16 protein-coding genes are annotated in these 18,178 nt (G+C 42.3%); 1 reads left to right on the top strand and 15 read right to left on the bottom strand.

Annotation, left to right across the window (positions count from 1 at the left end; translation table 11 throughout):
* Positions 1-61: 61 nt before the first annotated feature.
* The 3 genes from recG to JI665_RS03430 all read right to left on the bottom strand — a co-directional run bounded on the left by recG (position 62) and on the right by JI665_RS03430 (position 4,396).
* Positions 62-2,110, bottom strand: a complete 2,049-nt coding sequence (gene recG / locus JI665_RS03440) for an ATP-dependent DNA helicase RecG (protein WP_206836276.1) — start codon at positions 2,108-2,110, stop codon at positions 62-64.
* Between the two features lie 230 nt (positions 2,111-2,340).
* Complete coding sequence (locus JI665_RS03435; protein WP_206836274.1) at positions 2,341-4,017, bottom strand: DAK2 domain-containing protein; 1,677 nt, start codon at positions 4,015-4,017, stop codon at positions 2,341-2,343.
* 16 nt (positions 4,018-4,033) lie between these two features.
* Positions 4,034-4,396, bottom strand: coding sequence for an Asp23/Gls24 family envelope stress response protein (locus JI665_RS03430; protein WP_009330806.1), 363 nt, complete (start codon positions 4,394-4,396; stop codon positions 4,034-4,036).
* Between the two features lie 446 nt (positions 4,397-4,842).
* Here JI665_RS03430 and rpmB point away from each other — a divergent pair, with 446 nt between their 5' ends.
* Positions 4,843-5,031, top strand: coding sequence for a 50S ribosomal protein L28 (gene rpmB, locus JI665_RS03425; protein ID WP_019381740.1), 189 nt, complete (start codon positions 4,843-4,845; stop codon positions 5,029-5,031).
* Positions 5,032-5,178: 147 nt separating this feature from the next.
* On the opposite strand, the gene spoVM is transcribed toward rpmB, so the two are convergent.
* From spoVM to coaBC, 12 genes are all read right to left on the bottom strand, one after another.
* Positions 5,179-5,259, bottom strand: a complete 81-nt coding sequence (gene spoVM / locus JI665_RS03420; RefSeq protein WP_019381739.1) for a stage V sporulation protein SpoVM — start codon at positions 5,257-5,259, stop codon at positions 5,179-5,181.
* 177 nt (positions 5,260-5,436) lie between these two features.
* Entirely contained in the window at positions 5,437-6,084 is a 648-nt protein-coding gene (locus JI665_RS03415) for a thiamine diphosphokinase (RefSeq protein ID WP_206836271.1), read from the bottom strand.
* 63 nt (positions 6,085-6,147) lie between these two features.
* Positions 6,148-6,798: a ribulose-phosphate 3-epimerase gene (rpe, locus tag JI665_RS03410; protein WP_206836268.1), complete on the bottom strand. Its 651-nt coding sequence runs from the start codon at positions 6,796-6,798 to the stop codon at positions 6,148-6,150.
* A 3-nt stretch (positions 6,799-6,801) separates the two neighbouring features.
* A complete protein-coding gene (gene rsgA, locus JI665_RS03405) occupies positions 6,802-7,683 on the bottom strand; it encodes a ribosome small subunit-dependent GTPase A (RefSeq protein ID WP_206836265.1) in 882 nt (293 codons plus the stop codon).
* 15 nt (positions 7,684-7,698) lie between these two features.
* Positions 7,699-9,693, bottom strand: a complete 1,995-nt coding sequence (gene pknB / locus JI665_RS03400; protein ID WP_206837645.1) for a Stk1 family PASTA domain-containing Ser/Thr kinase — start codon at positions 9,691-9,693, stop codon at positions 7,699-7,701.
* Positions 9,686-10,450 carry a Stp1/IreP family PP2C-type Ser/Thr phosphatase gene (locus tag JI665_RS03395; RefSeq protein ID WP_206836263.1) on the bottom strand — a complete coding sequence of 255 codons (765 nt, stop codon included), beginning with the start codon at positions 10,448-10,450 and terminating at the stop codon, positions 9,686-9,688. The genes pknB and JI665_RS03395 overlap by 8 nt, the downstream gene beginning before the upstream one ends.
* Positions 10,451-10,454: 4 nt before the next feature.
* Positions 10,455-11,540: a 23S rRNA (adenine(2503)-C(2))-methyltransferase RlmN gene (gene rlmN / locus JI665_RS03390; protein ID WP_206836258.1), complete on the bottom strand. Its 1,086-nt coding sequence runs from the start codon at positions 11,538-11,540 to the stop codon at positions 10,455-10,457.
* Entirely contained in the window at positions 11,541-12,896 is a 1,356-nt protein-coding gene (gene rsmB, locus JI665_RS03385; RefSeq protein ID WP_206836255.1) for a 16S rRNA (cytosine(967)-C(5))-methyltransferase RsmB, read from the bottom strand.
* Positions 12,893-13,843: a methionyl-tRNA formyltransferase gene (gene fmt, locus JI665_RS03380; protein ID WP_206836252.1), complete on the bottom strand. Its 951-nt coding sequence runs from the start codon at positions 13,841-13,843 to the stop codon at positions 12,893-12,895. Before fmt ends, rsmB begins: the two co-directional genes overlap by 4 nt.
* Positions 13,840-14,325: a peptide deformylase gene (def, locus tag JI665_RS03375; protein ID WP_206836249.1), complete on the bottom strand. Its 486-nt coding sequence runs from the start codon at positions 14,323-14,325 to the stop codon at positions 13,840-13,842. Before def ends, fmt begins: the two co-directional genes overlap by 4 nt.
* A gap of 191 nt (positions 14,326-14,516) precedes the next feature.
* Positions 14,517-16,931 carry a primosomal protein N' gene (gene priA / locus JI665_RS03370; protein WP_206836246.1) on the bottom strand — a complete coding sequence of 805 codons (2,415 nt, stop codon included), beginning with the start codon at positions 16,929-16,931 and terminating at the stop codon, positions 14,517-14,519.
* Positions 16,928-18,136 (bottom strand): bifunctional phosphopantothenoylcysteine decarboxylase/phosphopantothenate--cysteine ligase CoaBC, encoded by a 1,209-nt coding sequence (gene coaBC, locus JI665_RS03365; RefSeq protein WP_206836243.1) that lies wholly within the window; start codon positions 18,134-18,136, stop codon positions 16,928-16,930. Before coaBC ends, priA begins: the two co-directional genes overlap by 4 nt.
* Between the last annotated feature and the right edge of the window lie 42 nt (positions 18,137-18,178).

Raw genomic sequence — 18,178 nt, 5'->3', positions numbered from 1 at the left:
TAATCAAAAAAAGCAGATTGCAAGAAAGAACTTTTCTGCAATCTGCTTGTTTACCTTGTGCCTAGTCCAGTTTTTCCCCTTCCAGCACTCCTGTTTCCTTTAAATAATTTCTCAATGGCCGGTACTCATCTGAATGCCAAAATTCATGTGATTCAACAAGAGAAGCTGCATCGTTTCTAGCGGTTTCGAGCGCGCGGTAATCATGGACCATATCAGCGACTTTAAATTCCGGAAGCCCGCTTTGTTTTCTTCCGAAAAAGTCTCCAGGACCTCTCAGCTCAAGGTCTTTTTCACTTAGAGCAAAACCATCATTGGTTTCTGTCATGATTTTCATGCGTTCTTTTCCAACTTCCGATTTCGGGTCAGCCAGAAGCACACAATAAGATTGTTTATCTCCTCTTCCTACCCTGCCCCTCAACTGATGAAGCTGTGCAAGTCCAAAGCGCTCCGCATCATAGATCACCATCATCGTTGCATTCGGAACATTTACACCCACCTCGACAACCGTCGTTGAAACAAGAATCTGCTTTTCATTTCGGCTGAAAGCTTTCATAACATTTTCCTTTTCATCTGGATGAAGCCTGCCGTGCATGAGGCCGACATCATAGCGGCCATGAAAATGATGCATCAATGTTGCATGGACATCTATAGCGTTTTGAACATCCAGTTTATCTGACTCCTCAATAAGGGGACAGATCACATATACCTGCTGACCTGCTGAAAGCTCCTTTTCCATAAAACCAAGAACTCTGTCCAGCATTTCAGGTTTTGCCCAATAAGTTTCAATCGCTTTTCGCCCTGCCGGCATTTCATCTATGATGGAAACATCCATTTCCCCAAAAACAGTAATGGCCAATGTTCTCGGGATTGGCGTGGCAGTCATAAACAGAACATCCGGACTCTCGCCTTTTTCCCTGAGGATGCGCCGCTGCCCGACACCAAATCTATGCTGTTCATCAGTAATAACAAGCCCCAGTTTATTAAATTCCACTTCTTCCTGGATGAGTGCATGTGTGCCTATAAGAACATCAATTTCTCCATCCTTTAAATGCTGAAGAATTTCTCTTCTGCGCTTTCCCTTGACGGAGCTTGTCAGGAGTTCACATCGTAAGCCAAATGGCTCAAGCATCGTTTTTAAAGATTCCGCATGCTGCTCTGCAAGGATTTCGGTCGGCACCATTAATGCTCCCTGGAAATCTGCTGTCCTGCTGGCAAATAGGGCGATCGCCGCAACAGCCGTTTTACCGGAACCAACATCCCCCTGTAATAGCCTGTTCATCCGATAAGGCGATTTCATATCAGACAGAATCTCATTAACCACCCTTTTCTGGGCACTGGTTAAGGCAAATGGCAGAGAGTCTATAAACTCTATAAGCCTCGAAAGATCATAAGCTTGCGCAATCCCTTTAGACTGCTCTCTTTCAATCTTTCTTAGTGCCTGCATTTTTAATTGAAAATAGAAGAATTCTTCATAAACAAAGCGCCGTCTTCCCTGTTTAAGTTCCTGATCATTGGCAGGAAAATGGAGCGATCTCATAGCATCCCGCCTATTCAAAAGCCTATATTTCAAAAGATATTTTTCAGGCAAAGTTTCTGATATCTCATTCCCATACTGTGAGAAAGCCAGTTTTATAAAACGTCTGATTCCCTTGACAGTGATACTTCCTTTCACCGCATAAACCGGCTCAAAATCCTTGTTATTGGAGGCACTTCCTATTTTTAATTCATTGGCTGTTATGATTTGGCGGTGCTGGTCCCATTTGCCTGTCACAGTAACAGTTTCGTTCAATGTAATTTTGTTCTTTATATATGGCTGATTAAACATGACCACTTGTATCAGATATCTGCCTGCAAGAACTCTCACAGTCAGCCTGGACCGTTTCCTTCCATAATAGGCGAGTGAAGGTTCACTGTGGATCTTTCCTTCCACAGTTACTCTTTCATCATGCTTAATCTCTTCCAGGTCCTTGAGCCTGTAATCCTCATATCTATATGGAAAATATTCAAGCAAATCTTTTACAGTATTTATGTTCATTTCAGCAAGTGATACTGCTGTTTCCTCTCCGATGCCTTTAACAGCTGTAACAGACTGATTATAATTTGGATTCACGTTTATTGAACGGCTGCCAAATATATTTTCTCAAGGCAGTCCGCCACCCCTCCCTGCTCAATTACTTTTAACTGCAGGCTTATGCAGCGCCTGCTTTATAACTAGCACATTATCATTTAAATAGGCAAGTAAGTAATCTTTAACCAAATAATAAATTTTTCCGAAGCTCGCTAAAATATAAACGTTTAAAATGGCAAAAGCGAAGGCTGGGCCCTCGCTTTGTTTATTAGTTATTCAATTGAGAAAATAAAAGAGTACAGCGGCTGTTTGCCATCATGGACTTCGACTTCAACATCTTCATACTTATCTTCAATATAGCTGATAAGTGCCTCCATTTCCTCTTCTGCCGCATCTTCACCTTTTAATACGGTTAGGATCTCAGAGTCTTCATCGATCATTCCATCGAGAAGATCTTTGGCAGCCTGCACTCTATCCTTGTTCTTGACAACAATTTTCCCATCTGCGATGCCCATGAAATCATCTTTTTCAATTTCAAGGCCATCGATGCTTGTATCACGGACTGCAAATGTAATTTGGCCAGTCTTCACATGCTGAAGGGCGCCTGTCATTCCTTCTTCATTTTCCGCGAGTCCGGCACTTGGGTTAAAAGCAAGCAGGGCTGCCATTCCCTGAGGAACTGTCTTGGAAGGAACAACCACTGCTTCTTCTTCAGTCACTTCTGCAGCCTGCTGTGCAGCCATGATGATATTCTTATTGTTTGGCAAAATGATTACTTTCTTGGCATTCACTTCTTTGATGGCCTTTACGATATCTTCCGTACTGGGATTCATCGTCTGGCCGCCCTCAATGACTGCATGTGCACCTATGCTTCGGAAAAGATCCGCAATACCGCTGCCCATTGATACTGTCACTATTCCGTACTCCTGCTTTTCCTTTGGCTTAGCTTCAGCTGCCAATGGTGTAGGGACATCTTCGATCAAATTAGTGTGCTGCTGGCGCATGTTTTCAATCTTCATATTGACTAAACTGCCATAGCGCTGTCCGTATGTCAGGCAATCTCCAGGCTGTTCAGAGTGGATATGTACTTTAACAAGCTGTTCATCTGCAATCACAAGAAGTGAGTCGCCATATTTGCTTAAGTCCTGGCGGAACTTGTCTTCTGAAAAAGGATTGGCAGATAGCTTTTCAGCTTCGAACTTTACCATAAACTCAGTGCAATAACCAAATTCAATATCTTCAGTGTTCATAAAACTATGAACATTTTTATGGTGTTCCGCGCTAACCAGGTCATCCATCTTTGGAAGGGCTGCTGGTGTATCAGGAAGTTTTTCGCCCTTGAGCTCGGCAAGGAATCCTTCATAAACAAAAACAAGACCCTGGCCGCCGCTGTCTACAACCCCAACCTCCTTTAAGACTGGAAGAAGATCCGGAGTACGGTTTAAAGAAGCCCGGGCTTCTTTTAAAACTTCCTCCATAATCACTACGATATCATCTTCATTTTTTGCAGCCTGCACCGCTTTTTTGGCGGAATCTTTCGCAACGGTTAAGATCGTTCCTTCAACAGGCTTCATCACTGCTTTATAAGCAGTCTCTACACCTGAATTCAAGGCATCAGCAAACTCTTTGCCATTTATGGATGATTTCTGTTCAATGTGCTTTGAGAACCCTCGGAACAGCTGGGAGAGAATTACTCCAGAGTTCCCGCGTGCCCCCATCAGCAACCCTTTAGAAAGAGCAGAGCCCACCTTACCAATATGTTCCTGAATATTAGCTTTTACTTCCTTTGCACCGGAAGTCATTGACAAATTCATATTTGTTCCTGTGTCTCCATCAGGAACAGGGAAAACATTTAACGCATCCACTAATTTTGCATTAGCAGATAAATGGTTCGCTCCTTGTATGACCATTTCGGCAAAAAGCTTCCCATCTAAATCTCTTTTTGACACAAGTCTTTCCTCCTCACTACGGGTTCGTTACACGAACTCCCTGAACGTAAATATTAACCGAGTCCGTACTTAGCCCAACTGTTTTATCAAGGGTGTATTTCACTTTAGATTGCACATTGTGGGCAACCTCGGAAATTTTCGTTCCGTAACTTACAATAATATACATGTCGATATGTACTTCATCTTCTTCCTGGCGGACAATTACACCGCGAGTAAAATTCTCTTTTCGAAGTATATCTGTAAGGCCATCTTTAATTTGATTTTTAGAGGCCATCCCTACGATGCCGTAGCAGTCAACTGCTGCTCCGCCTGCGATTGTTGCAATTACGTCATTAGAGATATCAATTTGCCCGAAATTCGTTTTTAATTCGATGGACATGGTTCGTTCCCCCTTTGGAAATTGCTTTTAATAAAAGCTTCTTCAGGCACTCCCGCTTAACGGAAGCGCTGGCGTTCCCCATTAATTGTAATATGGAGGCAAGCTTGCTGTTATAGGATTAATGCATCCTTTTCAGCTGGGCAGCGTTACTAACTCCAAAGCTTTATGCATACCTTATGATATTTTACTATATGGGCTGTAATATTGAAAGTCATACTTCCCCATCTCTATTATAGCTCATGTTCCATGCCCCTATGTCAAGGAAATTTTCTTGAAAGCAAACTATTGCAATCAGAAGGGTTGTATGATAAATTATTAAAGTATCTTTTAATGTCGAAATCCGAAAAGGAATTCCACATTAATTCAGATGGATGAATCTGACTATTGCAAATGAAAGCATTGAAAAATAGTTTCAGCTTATGCTTTTAGTAAGGAGGGAAACATACATGCCACGCAAATGTGTTGTAACTGGTAAAAAAACAACTTCAGGTAACGCACGTTCTCACGCAATGAACGCTAACAAGCGTACTTGGGGTGCTAACCTTCAAAAGGTACGTATTCTTGTAGACGGTAAACCTAAACGTGTTTGGGTTTCTGCAAGAGCACTTAAATCAGGTAAAGTTGAGCGCGTTTAATCTGCTCAGGGACATCCTTTTAGGATGTCCTTTTTATTTTCCCTTTTTATAATCCACTATCATTCTCCCCCATTCAGTCAAAAAATAAAAGCACCCCATAGAGGTGCCCAGTTTTTTGATGCTATTTTCTTTTTCATTTATGGGCGTTTACCCTTTTTTGAAGGTCCCTAACATGGCACGCACAATGCCCCCTAAAAATTTAGGAAGTTTGATTGTATAAAATCTCATTACTCGTGTCCCTCCTCACAATCTACGCATCCATTCTGTCCTTAAATCGTCTTTACCATCTTATTCAAATAATGAAAGATGAGTACTCATGATTAAAAAAAAATGATCAGAAAGCAATTCATGCCAAGACTCATATCCAGCTTCCCAGAACCTTGCAGGGCAGCACTGGCCCGGCACTTAATCCTTGCTTCTTACAACCATTAATATGCCTTCAGTAAAAGAAAAAGTACCACAATCATCAATAAGTTCATTGCTGATACAAAGAGTAGAACCTGCAGGGACGGTCCGATATGTGAGCGGATACTTGAAATTTCTTAAAGTGAGGCCTTTAATTTCCATCGTGATAGGGACAAAAGAAATGTATTTGAAATATGGATTTTGCTTTATGCTATATTCACCTGGACCCTTAATATAAATCTTATTTTTTTGGTCAATAATTTCGACAGGAACAAAGTTTTCTGCAAGTACAGGCTTTATTAACAGCTGAATATTTGCAAATAAGTGGTCAAGCCGGCCCCCTGTGGCGCCAAACAAACGGATTTTTTCAGGATTTTGGCCCAGTGCCCAATTCAGGGCAAGCTCCATGTCGGTTTCGTCTTTCTCCGGCATGAATCTGTTCAGCTCTTTTACATTTTCTTCAATAGTTAATAGTTCTTCATTTGACACAGAATCAAAATCGCCAAATGCCATTTTCGGCTGTATGCCATTTTGAATAAGAGTAAGCACTCCTCTATCTACTCCGATCCAGAAGTCACAAGCAACACTGAACAAAGACAGTTCAGGCAGCAAATCCTCAGGGCCGCCAGCTAAAATATTTATAATCATTTCACATTGCTCCTATCATATCTTAAATTATAAAAAGCCAGCTGTATTCCAGCTGGCCCTTTTTTATTTTGAACCTTTTAAAGCAGCAATCGCCCCGGCTCTGTCTTTCTGATTATAAATTGCCGACCCGGCAACAAGCACATTGGCTCCAGCTTCAATGCACAATTGTGCTGTTTCTTCATTCACTCCGCCGTCCACTTCAATTTCAATATTTAGACCTTTTGCGTCAGCCATTTTCTTAACGGCCTCAATCTTAGGAAGAACCCCATGGATGAATTTTTGTCCTCCAAAACCAGGATTAACAGACATAAGCAATACCATATCAATATCATCAATAACATGCTCTATCATATTAACTGGTGTAGCCGGGTTAAGAACCACACCTGCCTTGACGCCAAAAGATTTAATTAAATGAATTGTTCTGTGAAGGTGTTTGCAAGCTTCTGCATGTACAGTGATATAATCTGCCCCCGCATTAGCAAATGCCTCAATGTAGTTATCTGGATTTTCTATCATCAAATGAACATCCAGGGGCAGCTTTGTTACAGGACGGATTGCATCAACAATTAAAGGGCCAATTGTAATATTAGGTACAAAATGGCCGTCCATTACATCAACATGAATATAATCAGCGCCGCCGATCTCTACATCTTTAATCTCTTCTCCCAATTTAGAAAAGTCTGCCGATAAAATAGAAGGTGCGATTTTTATCATGAATTAATACCTCGGCTTTCTATCTTTTATTTCCTGCAGAAAGGTTTTGTAGTGCTCATATCTATAGGAAGGAATTTCACCGTTTTCACTGGCGGCCTTTACAGCGCATTTCGGCTCTGCCATGTGCAGACAGCCTCTAAATTTGCATAGATCGCTTTTCTCCTGAATTTCTGGAAAGCAATAATTTAGATCTTCCAATTCGATATCTGTAAATTCAAGGGAGCTGAATCCCGGTGTATCAGCAACAAGCCCTTTTCCAACCTCTATCAGCTCTACATGCCTGGTTGTATGCTTTCCTCTGCCCAAATGTGAAGAAATATCATTTGTTTTCAGCTCCAAGTCTGGTCTTAAAACATTTAACAAAGAAGATTTCCCCACACCTGACTGTCCTGCAAAAACGGATATCTCGCCTTCCAGATATGGCATTAATTCTTTAACACCTTCTTCTGTTTCCGAGGAGGTCAGCAAAACATCATAGCCGGCTTTGCGGTAATCTGATGCATATTGCTGAATTTCCTTATACTCATCCTCGTCTGTCAGGTCTATTTTAGTAATGCAGATGATTGGCTTTATATAATTGAATTCAACCAGCACCAGGAAACGATCTAATAAAGAGGTGCTGAAGCCTGGTTCAACAGCTGAAAATACAAGAATGGCCTGATCAACATTTGCAATCGGGGGACGTATCAGCTCATTTTTCCGTTCTTTTACCTCTAAGATGTATCCTTCTGTAATACTTTCTGCCTGAAACACAACTTCATCACCGACTAGCGGGTTAACCTTATTTTTCCGGAAAACTCCGCGGCCTCGGCACTGAATGGTTTCATTTCCGCTTAAAACATAATAAAACCCGGCTAAGGCTTTAATAATTTTGCCCTCAGGCATAGCAACACTCCTTGCTTATGATTCTTCTTCCGGATAAGGGATTTCCTTTTCCTCAAAAACCTGTCCATCCCGCAGAACCTTATAAGTAGCATTCTGTCCAGGAGCAATCGTAATATCAATTGGTATTACAGTATCTTCATAAATCAGCTCCGTATGAACTGGTTCAGAGCCAGGATTATTCATATCCTTGATTATAATCTGAACTTCATTTGGCTCACCTTCGGCTGCAGGCTCATATGGAACGCTGATCTCAATATTTTCAGTTTTAGGAAGAAGTTCTTTTTTCCCTTTTGAAAGAATCACTGTCACTTTCTGTCCCCTTGTCAGGTTTGTGCCTGGTGCCGGGTCCTGTTTGATGACTAGTCCTTCAGGGACTTCCTCATGATATTCTTCTTCACCATACTCTACTTTCAATCCGGACGATTCTTCATACTCCTGCAGACCCTTTTCGTTATAACCGCGCAGATCTTTTAAGGCAATTGGCGCAGGGCCTTTGCTTACAGTGAAAATCAATTCCGTATCATCAGGAACGACAAGGTCGCCTTCTGAGAAGTTTTGGTCCAGGATGGTCCCAGGTGGCTCACTCTCATTATTTTCTTCTGTTTTTTCAATGCTTTTAAAATTTTTGCTTTCAAGCAATCGGACTACATCATCATATTGCCTTCCCTGGTAATCGGCTAATTCAAATTTTTCTTTGCCAGTGCTTTCATAGATATCAATGGAAGTTCCTTCTTTGACGGTTCTGCCTGCTTTCGGATCGGTTTTAACCACCAGACCTTCTTCCACATCAGGGTCACTTATCGGCTTTGTATCCCTAACCGTAAACCCTGCGGCAATAAGCTCTGCTACTGCATCTTCCACCTCTTTACCGGACACATCAGGAACCTGGACATCCTTTGGCTCAATAAGATCGGGGAACACAGTTATGGCCAGCACGCCTAATACAGCCATAAACAAAAAGACTGACACTAGAATAATTGGCCATTTCTTTTTTTTCTTTTTCTTCTTTTTTTCCTTCTTCTTCTTTTCAGGGAGAGGTTTTGCCACAGGCTGCGTGTCTCCCTTTGGATCCTTTGCATGCACAAGTGTTTCGTCCATGCTTTGATATGGGCGGTCATCTGTAATAACAGGGATAGCCTTTGTAGCATCATCGTCAATCGGGACCATAAACTTTTCTTCATGAAGCCTTTCGGGTTCAAGAGCTGTTCTGATATCCTCTTCCATTTCTTCAACGGAATCATACCTGTGAAAAGGATCTTTAGCTGTCGCTTTTAAAACGATATTTTCAACACTTTGCGGTATGGAGGGATTCCACCTCTTAAGGGAAGGCGTCTCTGACTGCAGATGTTTGAGAGCTATTGATACAGCGGATTCACCTGAGAACGGAAGCCTGCCTGTTAAAAGCTCAAACATAACAATGCCAAGGGAATAGATATCAGATTTTCTGTTGGCCATTCCCCCCCTGGCCTGTTCCGGAGAAAGATAATGAACAGAGCCTAACACAGAATTGGTCTGGGTTATACTGGTTGCACTTAATGCCATGGCAATTCCAAAATCAGTAATCTTAACATTACCATGCCTATCTATCAAAATATTATGCGGTTTAATATCCCGGTGTATAATATGGTTTTGATGTGCATGAGATATGGCAGAGGTCAGCTGTTTCATAATTTCCAGCGCATCATCTATACGAATCGGGCTGTTTTGCTGTATGTATTGCTTTAAGGTTTGTCCATCTACATATTCCATCACAATATAATAGATTGAATCCTCCTCGCCAACATCATAGATATTGACGATGTTCGGGTGGGCTAAGCTGGTAGCAGACTGGGCTTCACGATGAAAACGGCGAATAAATTCTTCATCTTCGGCAAAGTCCATCCGAAGCACTTTCACGGCAACATCGCGATCCAGAATCATGTCATGGGCAAGGTAGACATTTGCCATGCCTCCTCCGCCAATCATATCAAGAATCTTATAGCGGCCGCTTAATCTTCTTCCCTTAATCATCATTTATCATCCCGCTCTCATTGCTTTCATCATACTCAGCAATCACGAGCGTAATATTGTCTTCGCCGCCATTATCATTGGCCTGATCAATCAGCACTGCGGCTTTTTCCTCAAGAGTACGTCCACTTTTGAGGATTTCACTCATTTCAGCCACAGGTACCTTGTTGGACAATCCGTCGGAGCATAATAATAATAAGTCGCCTTCTTCAAAAATAATGGTCTTGATATCCATCTCAACCGCTGCTTCAGTCCCCAATGCCCGGAGGAGCACGTTTTTTCTTGGATGATGCTCAGCATCCTCCTTCGTAATCTGCCCGGACCTTACAAGCTCATTCACCAGGGAATGGTCCTCCGTCAGCTGCTGAAAACCAGATTCATTCAAGATATAACATCTGCTGTCACCGATATTGGCAATCGTGGCAAAACGATCTGTACATATTGCAGCAACAACAGTTGTTCCCATGCCTTCACATTGTTCATTTTCTTTCGAATGTTCATAAAGAATGGTGTTGACCTCTGCAATATGCTTCAGCAGCCATCCCTCCGCCTCTTCGGCAGTCTGAAAGTCATCTGTCTCATCCCAGAATCCTTTTAAACTTGTTAATGTCATTTCGCTTGCCACATCGCCAGCCCGGTGGCCGCCCATGCCATCTGCTACGATGGCAAGGCGCTGCCCCTTGCTGTTCACATAGATGCCGCCATTATCTTCATTATGCTGCCTGACTTTGCCTTGATCTGTCATAAAAACAGCTTTCATTCTGTCACCTCGTCTCCTCTTTTCGCTCCTTTGCACGAAGTTGTCCGCATGCTGCATCTATATCATGACCGTGCTCCCTGCGAATGGTTACATTAATGCCGTGGTTCTTCAGTGTCTTTTCAAAAGCAAAAATTTGATCCTTTGGTGTCCTTACATAATCTCGTTCAGGCACATAGTTTACTGGAATCAGGTTAACATGGCACTTTACATTTTTTATTAACTTCGCCAGCTCTTCAGCATGTTCCACCTGGTCGTTGACCCCTCCGAATAACCCATATTCGAAACTCACCCGTCTGCCTGTCTTATTTATATAATACCTGATTGAATCCATAAGGTCCGGCAGCTTATAAGCTCTATTGATTGGCATTAGGCGGCTTCTGATTTCGGTGTTTGGAGCATGTAATGAAATCGCGAAATTGATCTGCATATTTTCATCTGCAAATTTATAGATTTTTGGGATGATTCCACTTGTCGAAACAGTGATATGGCGTGCACCGATATTCAGCCCTTTATCATGGTTGATAATTTTCAGGAATGACAGCATACTGTCATAATTATCAAATGGCTCACCAATTCCCATAATAACAACCGAGCTGACCCGTTCATCTGTCTCATCTAGTGCCTGTTGTACTTTTACGACCTGAGCAACGATTTCTCCTGCTTCAAGATTGCGTTTTAATCCGCCTAAAGTTGAAGCACAGAATGTACAGCCGATTCGGCAGCCAACCTGAGTAGTTACACATACCGAATTACCATAGTCATGCCTCATCAGTACCGTTTCAATTGAATAGCCATCATGAAGTTCAAATAAAAACTTTATTGTCCCATCAGCTGACTCCTGCTGAATGATCGTTTTAAGAGTTGTCAGCGAAAAATTTGCTGATAACGTATCTCTTAACCCTTTTGACAGGTTCGTCATATCCTCAAATGATGTGACTCTTTTTGTGTATAGCCAATCAAAAATTTGCTCAGCCCTGAAAGCTTTCTCATTATTTTCTTTAAGCCAATCCTTCAGCTCAAGCAGCTGTAAAGTATAAATGGATGGTTTTTGTTCGGCTGCTGTTATTTTCTCTGCTGCTGTTTGTTCCATTTATTGCACCTTCTTTCTCAGACAGGCAATATAAAACCCGTCCGAACCAATATCCTGCGGTAATATCTGCAGTTCAAAACTCTCTATAAACGGAGCAATTGGGTTAGGCATTCGCTCACGAACAGATACGTCCCCCTCAAATTCCGCATTTTCCTTTAAAAATGACTGGACAACATGCTGATTTTCTTCCTTGTCCACTGTACACGTACTATAAACTAGAATACCACCTTTTTTCAGCAAAGGTGAAACGGCATTCAACAGATTTCTTTGAATCTTATGGAGATGATATAAATCATCTTCTTTTTTTGTGTATTTCATATCCGGCTTTCTTCTCATAACTCCAAGGCCTGAACATGGGGCATCCACTAAAATGCGGTCAAAAGATTCTTTTTCATAATGCTCCTGGACTTTTCTGCTGTCAAGGGCATTTGTTTTAATATTTGATAGTCCCAGTCTATCGGCATTATCATTAATCAGCTTTACTTTATGTTCGTGAAGATCCAATGAAATGACCTGTCCGGTATTTTGCAGTTTTTCTGCTATATGAGTGGTTTTTCCTCCGGGAGCTGCACAGGCATCCAGGATCTTTTCATTCGGGTTTCCTCCAAGGGCATAAGCAGCAAGCATGGAGCTTTCATCCTGAATCGTAATCAGGCCATCTTTGAAGGCACGGGAATTGGCCAGGTTGCCTCTTAAACATTTAATGGCAATTGGTATAAACGGACTTGGTTCCACTTCAAATCCTTCTTCCTTTAGAAGTAACAGGCATTCTTCCCTGGAAGCCTTTACCTCATTTACCCTTGCAGTCTGCAGTGGAGCAGTCAAATTTATTTCACACATTTTCTTGGTTTCTTCAAACCCAAGCTGATCGGCCCATCTTTTTACCAGCCACTCGGGATGGCTGGTCTCAATGGAAAGACGCTCAACACTGTCTTCAATTTGTTCAAGATCAGGAAGTCCCTTCCTTTGAATATTCCTGAGCACGCCGTTGACCATGCCGGAAATCCCTTTATGCCCCCAACGTTTTGCTATTTCTACTGCCTCGAAAATAGCTGCGCGGTCGGGAATTTTATCAAGATAAACCATCTGATACAGAGTAAGTCTTAAGAGCTGGTTTACCCAGCTTTCAATTTTTTTATTGCCTGCCAGAAACGGCTGCAGGTAAAAATCGAGTGTCATCCGGCGCTGAAGGGTACCATAAGTCAACTCCGTAAGAAGCCCGATATCCTTCTGGTCTATTTCGTTCTTTTTTATGGCGTTATTCAGTAAAAGATTGCTGTAGGACTGATTTTTTTCAATGGCTTCAAGAAGTTCCAGTGCAGTTTCTCTTACATTTTTCTTTTTTAGCTTTTTCATTCGGTGTCTCCGAAACGGCCGCCGGCAGTTAGATGGGACCCTGAGCCTCTTAAAAATTGTTCTGCTGGCATCTTTTTCTTACCGGAAGGCTGCAGTTCAGTAATTTTAATGGATGTCTCATTCCCTGCTGCCACAACGATTCCATCTTCCTCAAGCCTGATAATTGTTCCCGGTTTTATGCTTTCAGCAGATTTAACCTTCTCCGAGTTCCAGATTTTAATCACTTTGCCGTCAAAAGTGGTATAAGCAACCGGCCATGGGTTTAACCCTCTAATGTGGTTATAGATTTCTTCTCCAGTTTTGCCCCAGTCGATTTTTTCCTGTTCTCTTTTAATATTATAAGCAAAAGTGGCTTCTTCATCATTTTGCCTGATGGGAGTGAGTTCACCATTCAGGAGCATTGGCAGGGTTTCAGATAAAAGTTTTGACCCTGCAGCGCTAAGTTTATCGTGAAGAGTGCCAACTGTATCTTTTTCCGTAATCGGCACTTCCGCTTGTGTTAAAATATCACCGGCATCAAGCTTCTCGGCCATATACATAATGGTGATTCCTGTTTTTTCTTTCCCCTGCAGAATGGAGTAGTGAATGGGTGCACCGCCTCGCAATTCAGGAAGCAATGATGCATGTACATTAATGCAGCCGAACTTGGGTGCATCCAAAAGCTCCTTCGGCAAAATTTGCCCAAACGCAGCTGTAACAACCAGATCAGGCTTAAGAGCAAGAACTTTCTCCAGCTCTTCTGGCTTGCGGATTTTTTCGGGCTGATACACAGGGATTCCCAGTTTTACTGCTTCAACTTTTACAGGCGGGGGAGTATGGACCTTTTTCCTTCCAACGGGCCTGTCAGGCTGAGTAACCACTCCGATTACTTCATATCCGTCCTTTATTATTTGCTTCAGTATAGGCACTGAAAAATCGGGTGTGCCCATAAATACGATTTTTGTCATTCAGCTTCCAATCCTTCCAACTCTTCTTCGTTCAAGTACCTTGTAACTTTTGAGGTAAATAGCACCCCATTTAAATGATCAATTTCATGGAGGATCGCTCTTGCCAGGAAATCCTCAGCCTCGAGTGTGAAATATTTCCCTTTGCGATCCTGCGCCTTGATTTTGACATATTCAGGCCTTGTTACTTCACCATATAACCCAGGAAAACTCAAACACCCTTCAGGGCCTGTCTGTTCCCCATTTATTTCAAGGATTTGCGGATTAATCATTTCAATTGTTCCGAAATCATCATCTATATCAACAATAGCAATTTGCCTGCTAATTCCGATTTGTGGAGCAGCAAGCCCGACACCATCGAATTCGATCATCGTATCATACATATCATTTAACAATTTGCCCAGCTTCTTATCAAACACCTTAACGGGTTCGCATTCTGCCTCCAGAATCTCAGCCGGATAAGTTACAATTTTTTTTACCGCCAAAACATTTCCTCCATTTTTATCTATTTTCAACCAATTCGGATTTATTCATAACCACAAAAGCGGAAGTTCTTGAGCCGCTCCTTCAAAAAATCTGACGCCCAGTCGTGCGATATGAAGCTGTCGAAGCGTTCCTTGCGAGGACAGCACTTCTCAAAATTCAAACATTAAAATCTTATTAAGGCTTTAAGAAACTACATTAAAATATATGGATTCAGGTCAATGGAGACGTAAAGGCCCCCAGTGGCCATATCCTGCTGATAATTATCCAGAATTTTCTTCAGCGCTTGGCCAAGTTCCGGCTCCCGCTTGTATTTTATCAGACATTGATACCGATATCTATTATTGATCCGCGGTATCGGCGATGCAACTGGACCAAGGACTATGCTCTCTGCAGATAATTTTGACTGAATGTACTGCGTGATCTTCTCAGTTACCGAAACAGCCTTCATTAATTCCTCGTGGCTGACGGTGACAAGGGATATATAGTAGAAAGGGGGATATCTATGGATTTTGCGGACCATCATTTCTCTTTCATAAAATTTATCGTAATCCTGCTCCCCCGCCAGTTCAATACTATAATGTTCAGGAGTGTAGGTCTGAATAATTACCTCACCCTCCAATTCATGCCTTCCAGCACGCCCGCTTACCTGAGTCAAGAGCTGAAAGGTTTTTTCAGAAGAGCGGAAATCAGGCAGGTGCAGCATCGTGTCTGCCGAGAGTACGCCTACTAATGTAATATTGGGGAAATCAAGGCCTTTAGCAATCATCTGAGTCCCGAGAAGAATATCTGCATGCCCTTCCTGGAATTGATCCAGGAGCTTTTCATGTGCACCTTTCCTGCTGGTTGTATCGACATCCATACGGATTACCTTCGCTTCCGGCAGAATTTTTGCCAATTCCTCTTCCACTTTCTGGGTGCCGGTTCCGAAATAGCGGATATGCTCACTTTCACATTCCGGGCAAGCATTCGGAACGGGTGCCTCATAGCCGCAATAATGGCATTTCATTTGCTGGTTATACTGATGATAAGTCAAAGATATATCACAATGAGGACAATTAATAACATACCCGCAGTCCCTGCACATAACAAATGAGGAATGCCCTCTTTTATTTAGAAATAATACAATCTGCTCTTTTTTTTCAAGTCGGTCTTTAATTTTTTCGAGAAGCTTTCTTGAGAACATCGAGCGGTTTCCTTCACGCAGCTCTTCCCGCATATCAATGATATCAACGGAAGGAAGAGCCTGATTGTTCATTCTATTTTCGAGAGTGAGGAGATGGTAAACTCCTTTATGTGCTCGCGCAAAAGATTCCAAGGAGGGAGTTGCACTGCCAAGCACCACAGGACATTTATGATTTCCCGCTCTCTTGATGGCGACATCCCTTGCATGGTATCTTGGGTTTTCTTCCTGCTTATAGCTGGTTTCGTGCTCCTCATCAATGATAATGATTCCGAGGTTTTCAAAAGGGGCAAAGATAGCCGATCGCGCTCCGACAACAACCTTGACTTCCTTCCGCTGAATCTTTCTCCATTCATCATACTTTTCCCCCGCTGAAAGGCCGCTGTGCATGACGGCAACCTGATTGCCAAACCTTCCCTTAAAGCGTTTGACCATCTGCGGAGTTAAGGAAATCTCAGGAACAAGGACAATGGCTTCTTTGCCATCCTCCAGCACTCGCTGAATGGATTGCAGATACACCTCAGTTTTTCCGCTTCCTGTTACCCCATAAAGCAAAAAAGTTTCATGCCTGTTATCTTCAATAGAATTAAGGATGGGGATTATGGCCTTTCTCTGTCCATCGGTCAAAGAAAGCGGTTCAGTTCTTTCGAATTCGCGGTCTCCAAATGGGTTTCGGTAAATTTCCACGTCCCTTTGGCCAAGCAGCCCTTTTTGCATGAGCCCTTTTATGGTGGAAGAGGTTATTCCAAGCAAGGAAAATAACTCTTTCTGATCGACCGGTCCCTCCGCATGAAGAAAATACTCAAGTACTTCTTTCTGTTTGGTTGCGTTGCCTGGAAGCTGCTTAAGGTAATCAGCAAGCTTATTAGGGGCAGCAGCCGCGAATACCTGCCTTACTTTCTTCTTTTTCACCCGCTCTTTTACTTGGTATATAATCTCGATATTTCCATGGGATGCTTCCTTTTGAAGAAGCGGCAAAGCTCCGCTCTTTACTGCATCATCCCATGTAATTTCTTCAGTTTTCTGGAAGAGAGTACATAATTTTTCAGGAAGCAGTTTACAATCTGCATTCCTTGCCATTACAAGCTTCTTTTCATATTTTGCCTTCAATGCTGCAGGCAGCATAGCCTGAAAGGCAGAAATTTTGTAGCATAATGTTTTTTCAGTCAGCCATTCACCAAGTGTCAAAAGCTCCTGGTTAAGAACTGGATTTAAGTCCATTGGCTCTGAAATGGATTTTAACTGCTGAAAATCCGACTCTGCTTTTAATGCTGTTACAAACCCCTGGATCTTTCTTGGTCCAAATGGAACGACAACCCTCATGCCGGGGAGAATGATACCTTTCAGATGAGAGGGTATTTTGTAGTCAAATGCCCGGTCAGTCTGTTTGGCAGGTACATCGACAATTACACTAGCAATATTCATTCATGCTCATCCTTTAGCAAGGTCGCAGCTTCTTCAAGAATTTTTACAGCTACATCCTTTTTTGACATAAGGGGGAGCTTTTCTAAAGACCCATCTTTTTTGAAAAATGTCACTATGTTAGTATCCGTTCCAAAGCCTGCGCCTTCAGCAGTTACATTATTGGCAACAATCATATCGGCATTTTTCCTTTTTAGCTTGCCCTGTGCATACTCATCAACCTGTTCGGTTTCAGCCGCAAACCCTATAAGGATTTGCTTCTTCTTTTTTTGTCCCAGTTCGAATAATATATCTTTTGTTCTTTCAAGCTCCAGTACTTCATCCCCAGGCTGTTTTTTCATTTTTTGGTCAGAAGGCACCTTTGGACGATAATCGGAGACTGCAGCGGTCTTAATGACAACATCTGCAAGATCAAATTCGCTTATTGCTGCTTGATACATTTCCTCGGCAGATTCTACCCTTATCAGTTTTAAGCCGGCAGGAGCATTAATTGTAACCGGACCGGATATCAATACAACTTCAGCTCCTGCAGATACAGCTGCTTCCGCAATTGCATAACCCATTTTGCCCGAAGAATGGTTGGTAATATAACGGACAGGATCAATTTTTTCCCTAGTTGGACCGGCAGTTATGACCAATTTCCGTCCAGTTAGATCCAATCTGGAAGACTTAAAAAATTCACCAATTGTTTCTGTAATTTTCTCTGGTTCTTCCAGTCTTCCTTTTCCAACATAGCCGCATGCAAGATACCCTTCTGAAGGCTCTATAAATCTGCAGCCAAAACGATATAAGGTTTCAATATTTTTCTGGACAGCCGGATGGCTGTACATATGTACATTCATTGCAGGCGCAATCCAGATCGGTGATGATGCCGCCAAAAGGGTTGTTGTAATCATATTGTCTGCAATCCCATTGGCCAGCTTTCCGATTACATTTGCTGTAGCCGGAGCAACGAGGATCAAGTCGGCCCAATCAGCCAGGTCTATATGAGCAATAACCTTCGAATCTTTTTCATCGAAAGTGTCGGTGTAAACATCATGTCTTGAAAGAGCCTGAAAAGTTAATGGTGCAACAAATTTTGCGGCCGATTCACTTAGGATAACTTTCACATGCGCTCCGGCCTGCGTAAGCTTGCTCGTTAAGGCTGCAGCTTTATAAACAGCAATTCCGCCGGTTACGCATAATAATATTTTCTTTCCACTCAGCATTATATGACCCCACCAATCTCAAAAATAATTCATCTCTATGAA

The sequence above is a fragment of the Bacillus sp. NTK034 genome (assembly GCF_017303275.1).
Lineage (GTDB): Bacteria > Bacillota > Bacilli > Bacillales > Cytobacillaceae > Cytobacillus.
Note: the sequence above shows the minus strand (reverse complement) of the source record. Positions and strands in the feature narration are given on the sequence as shown.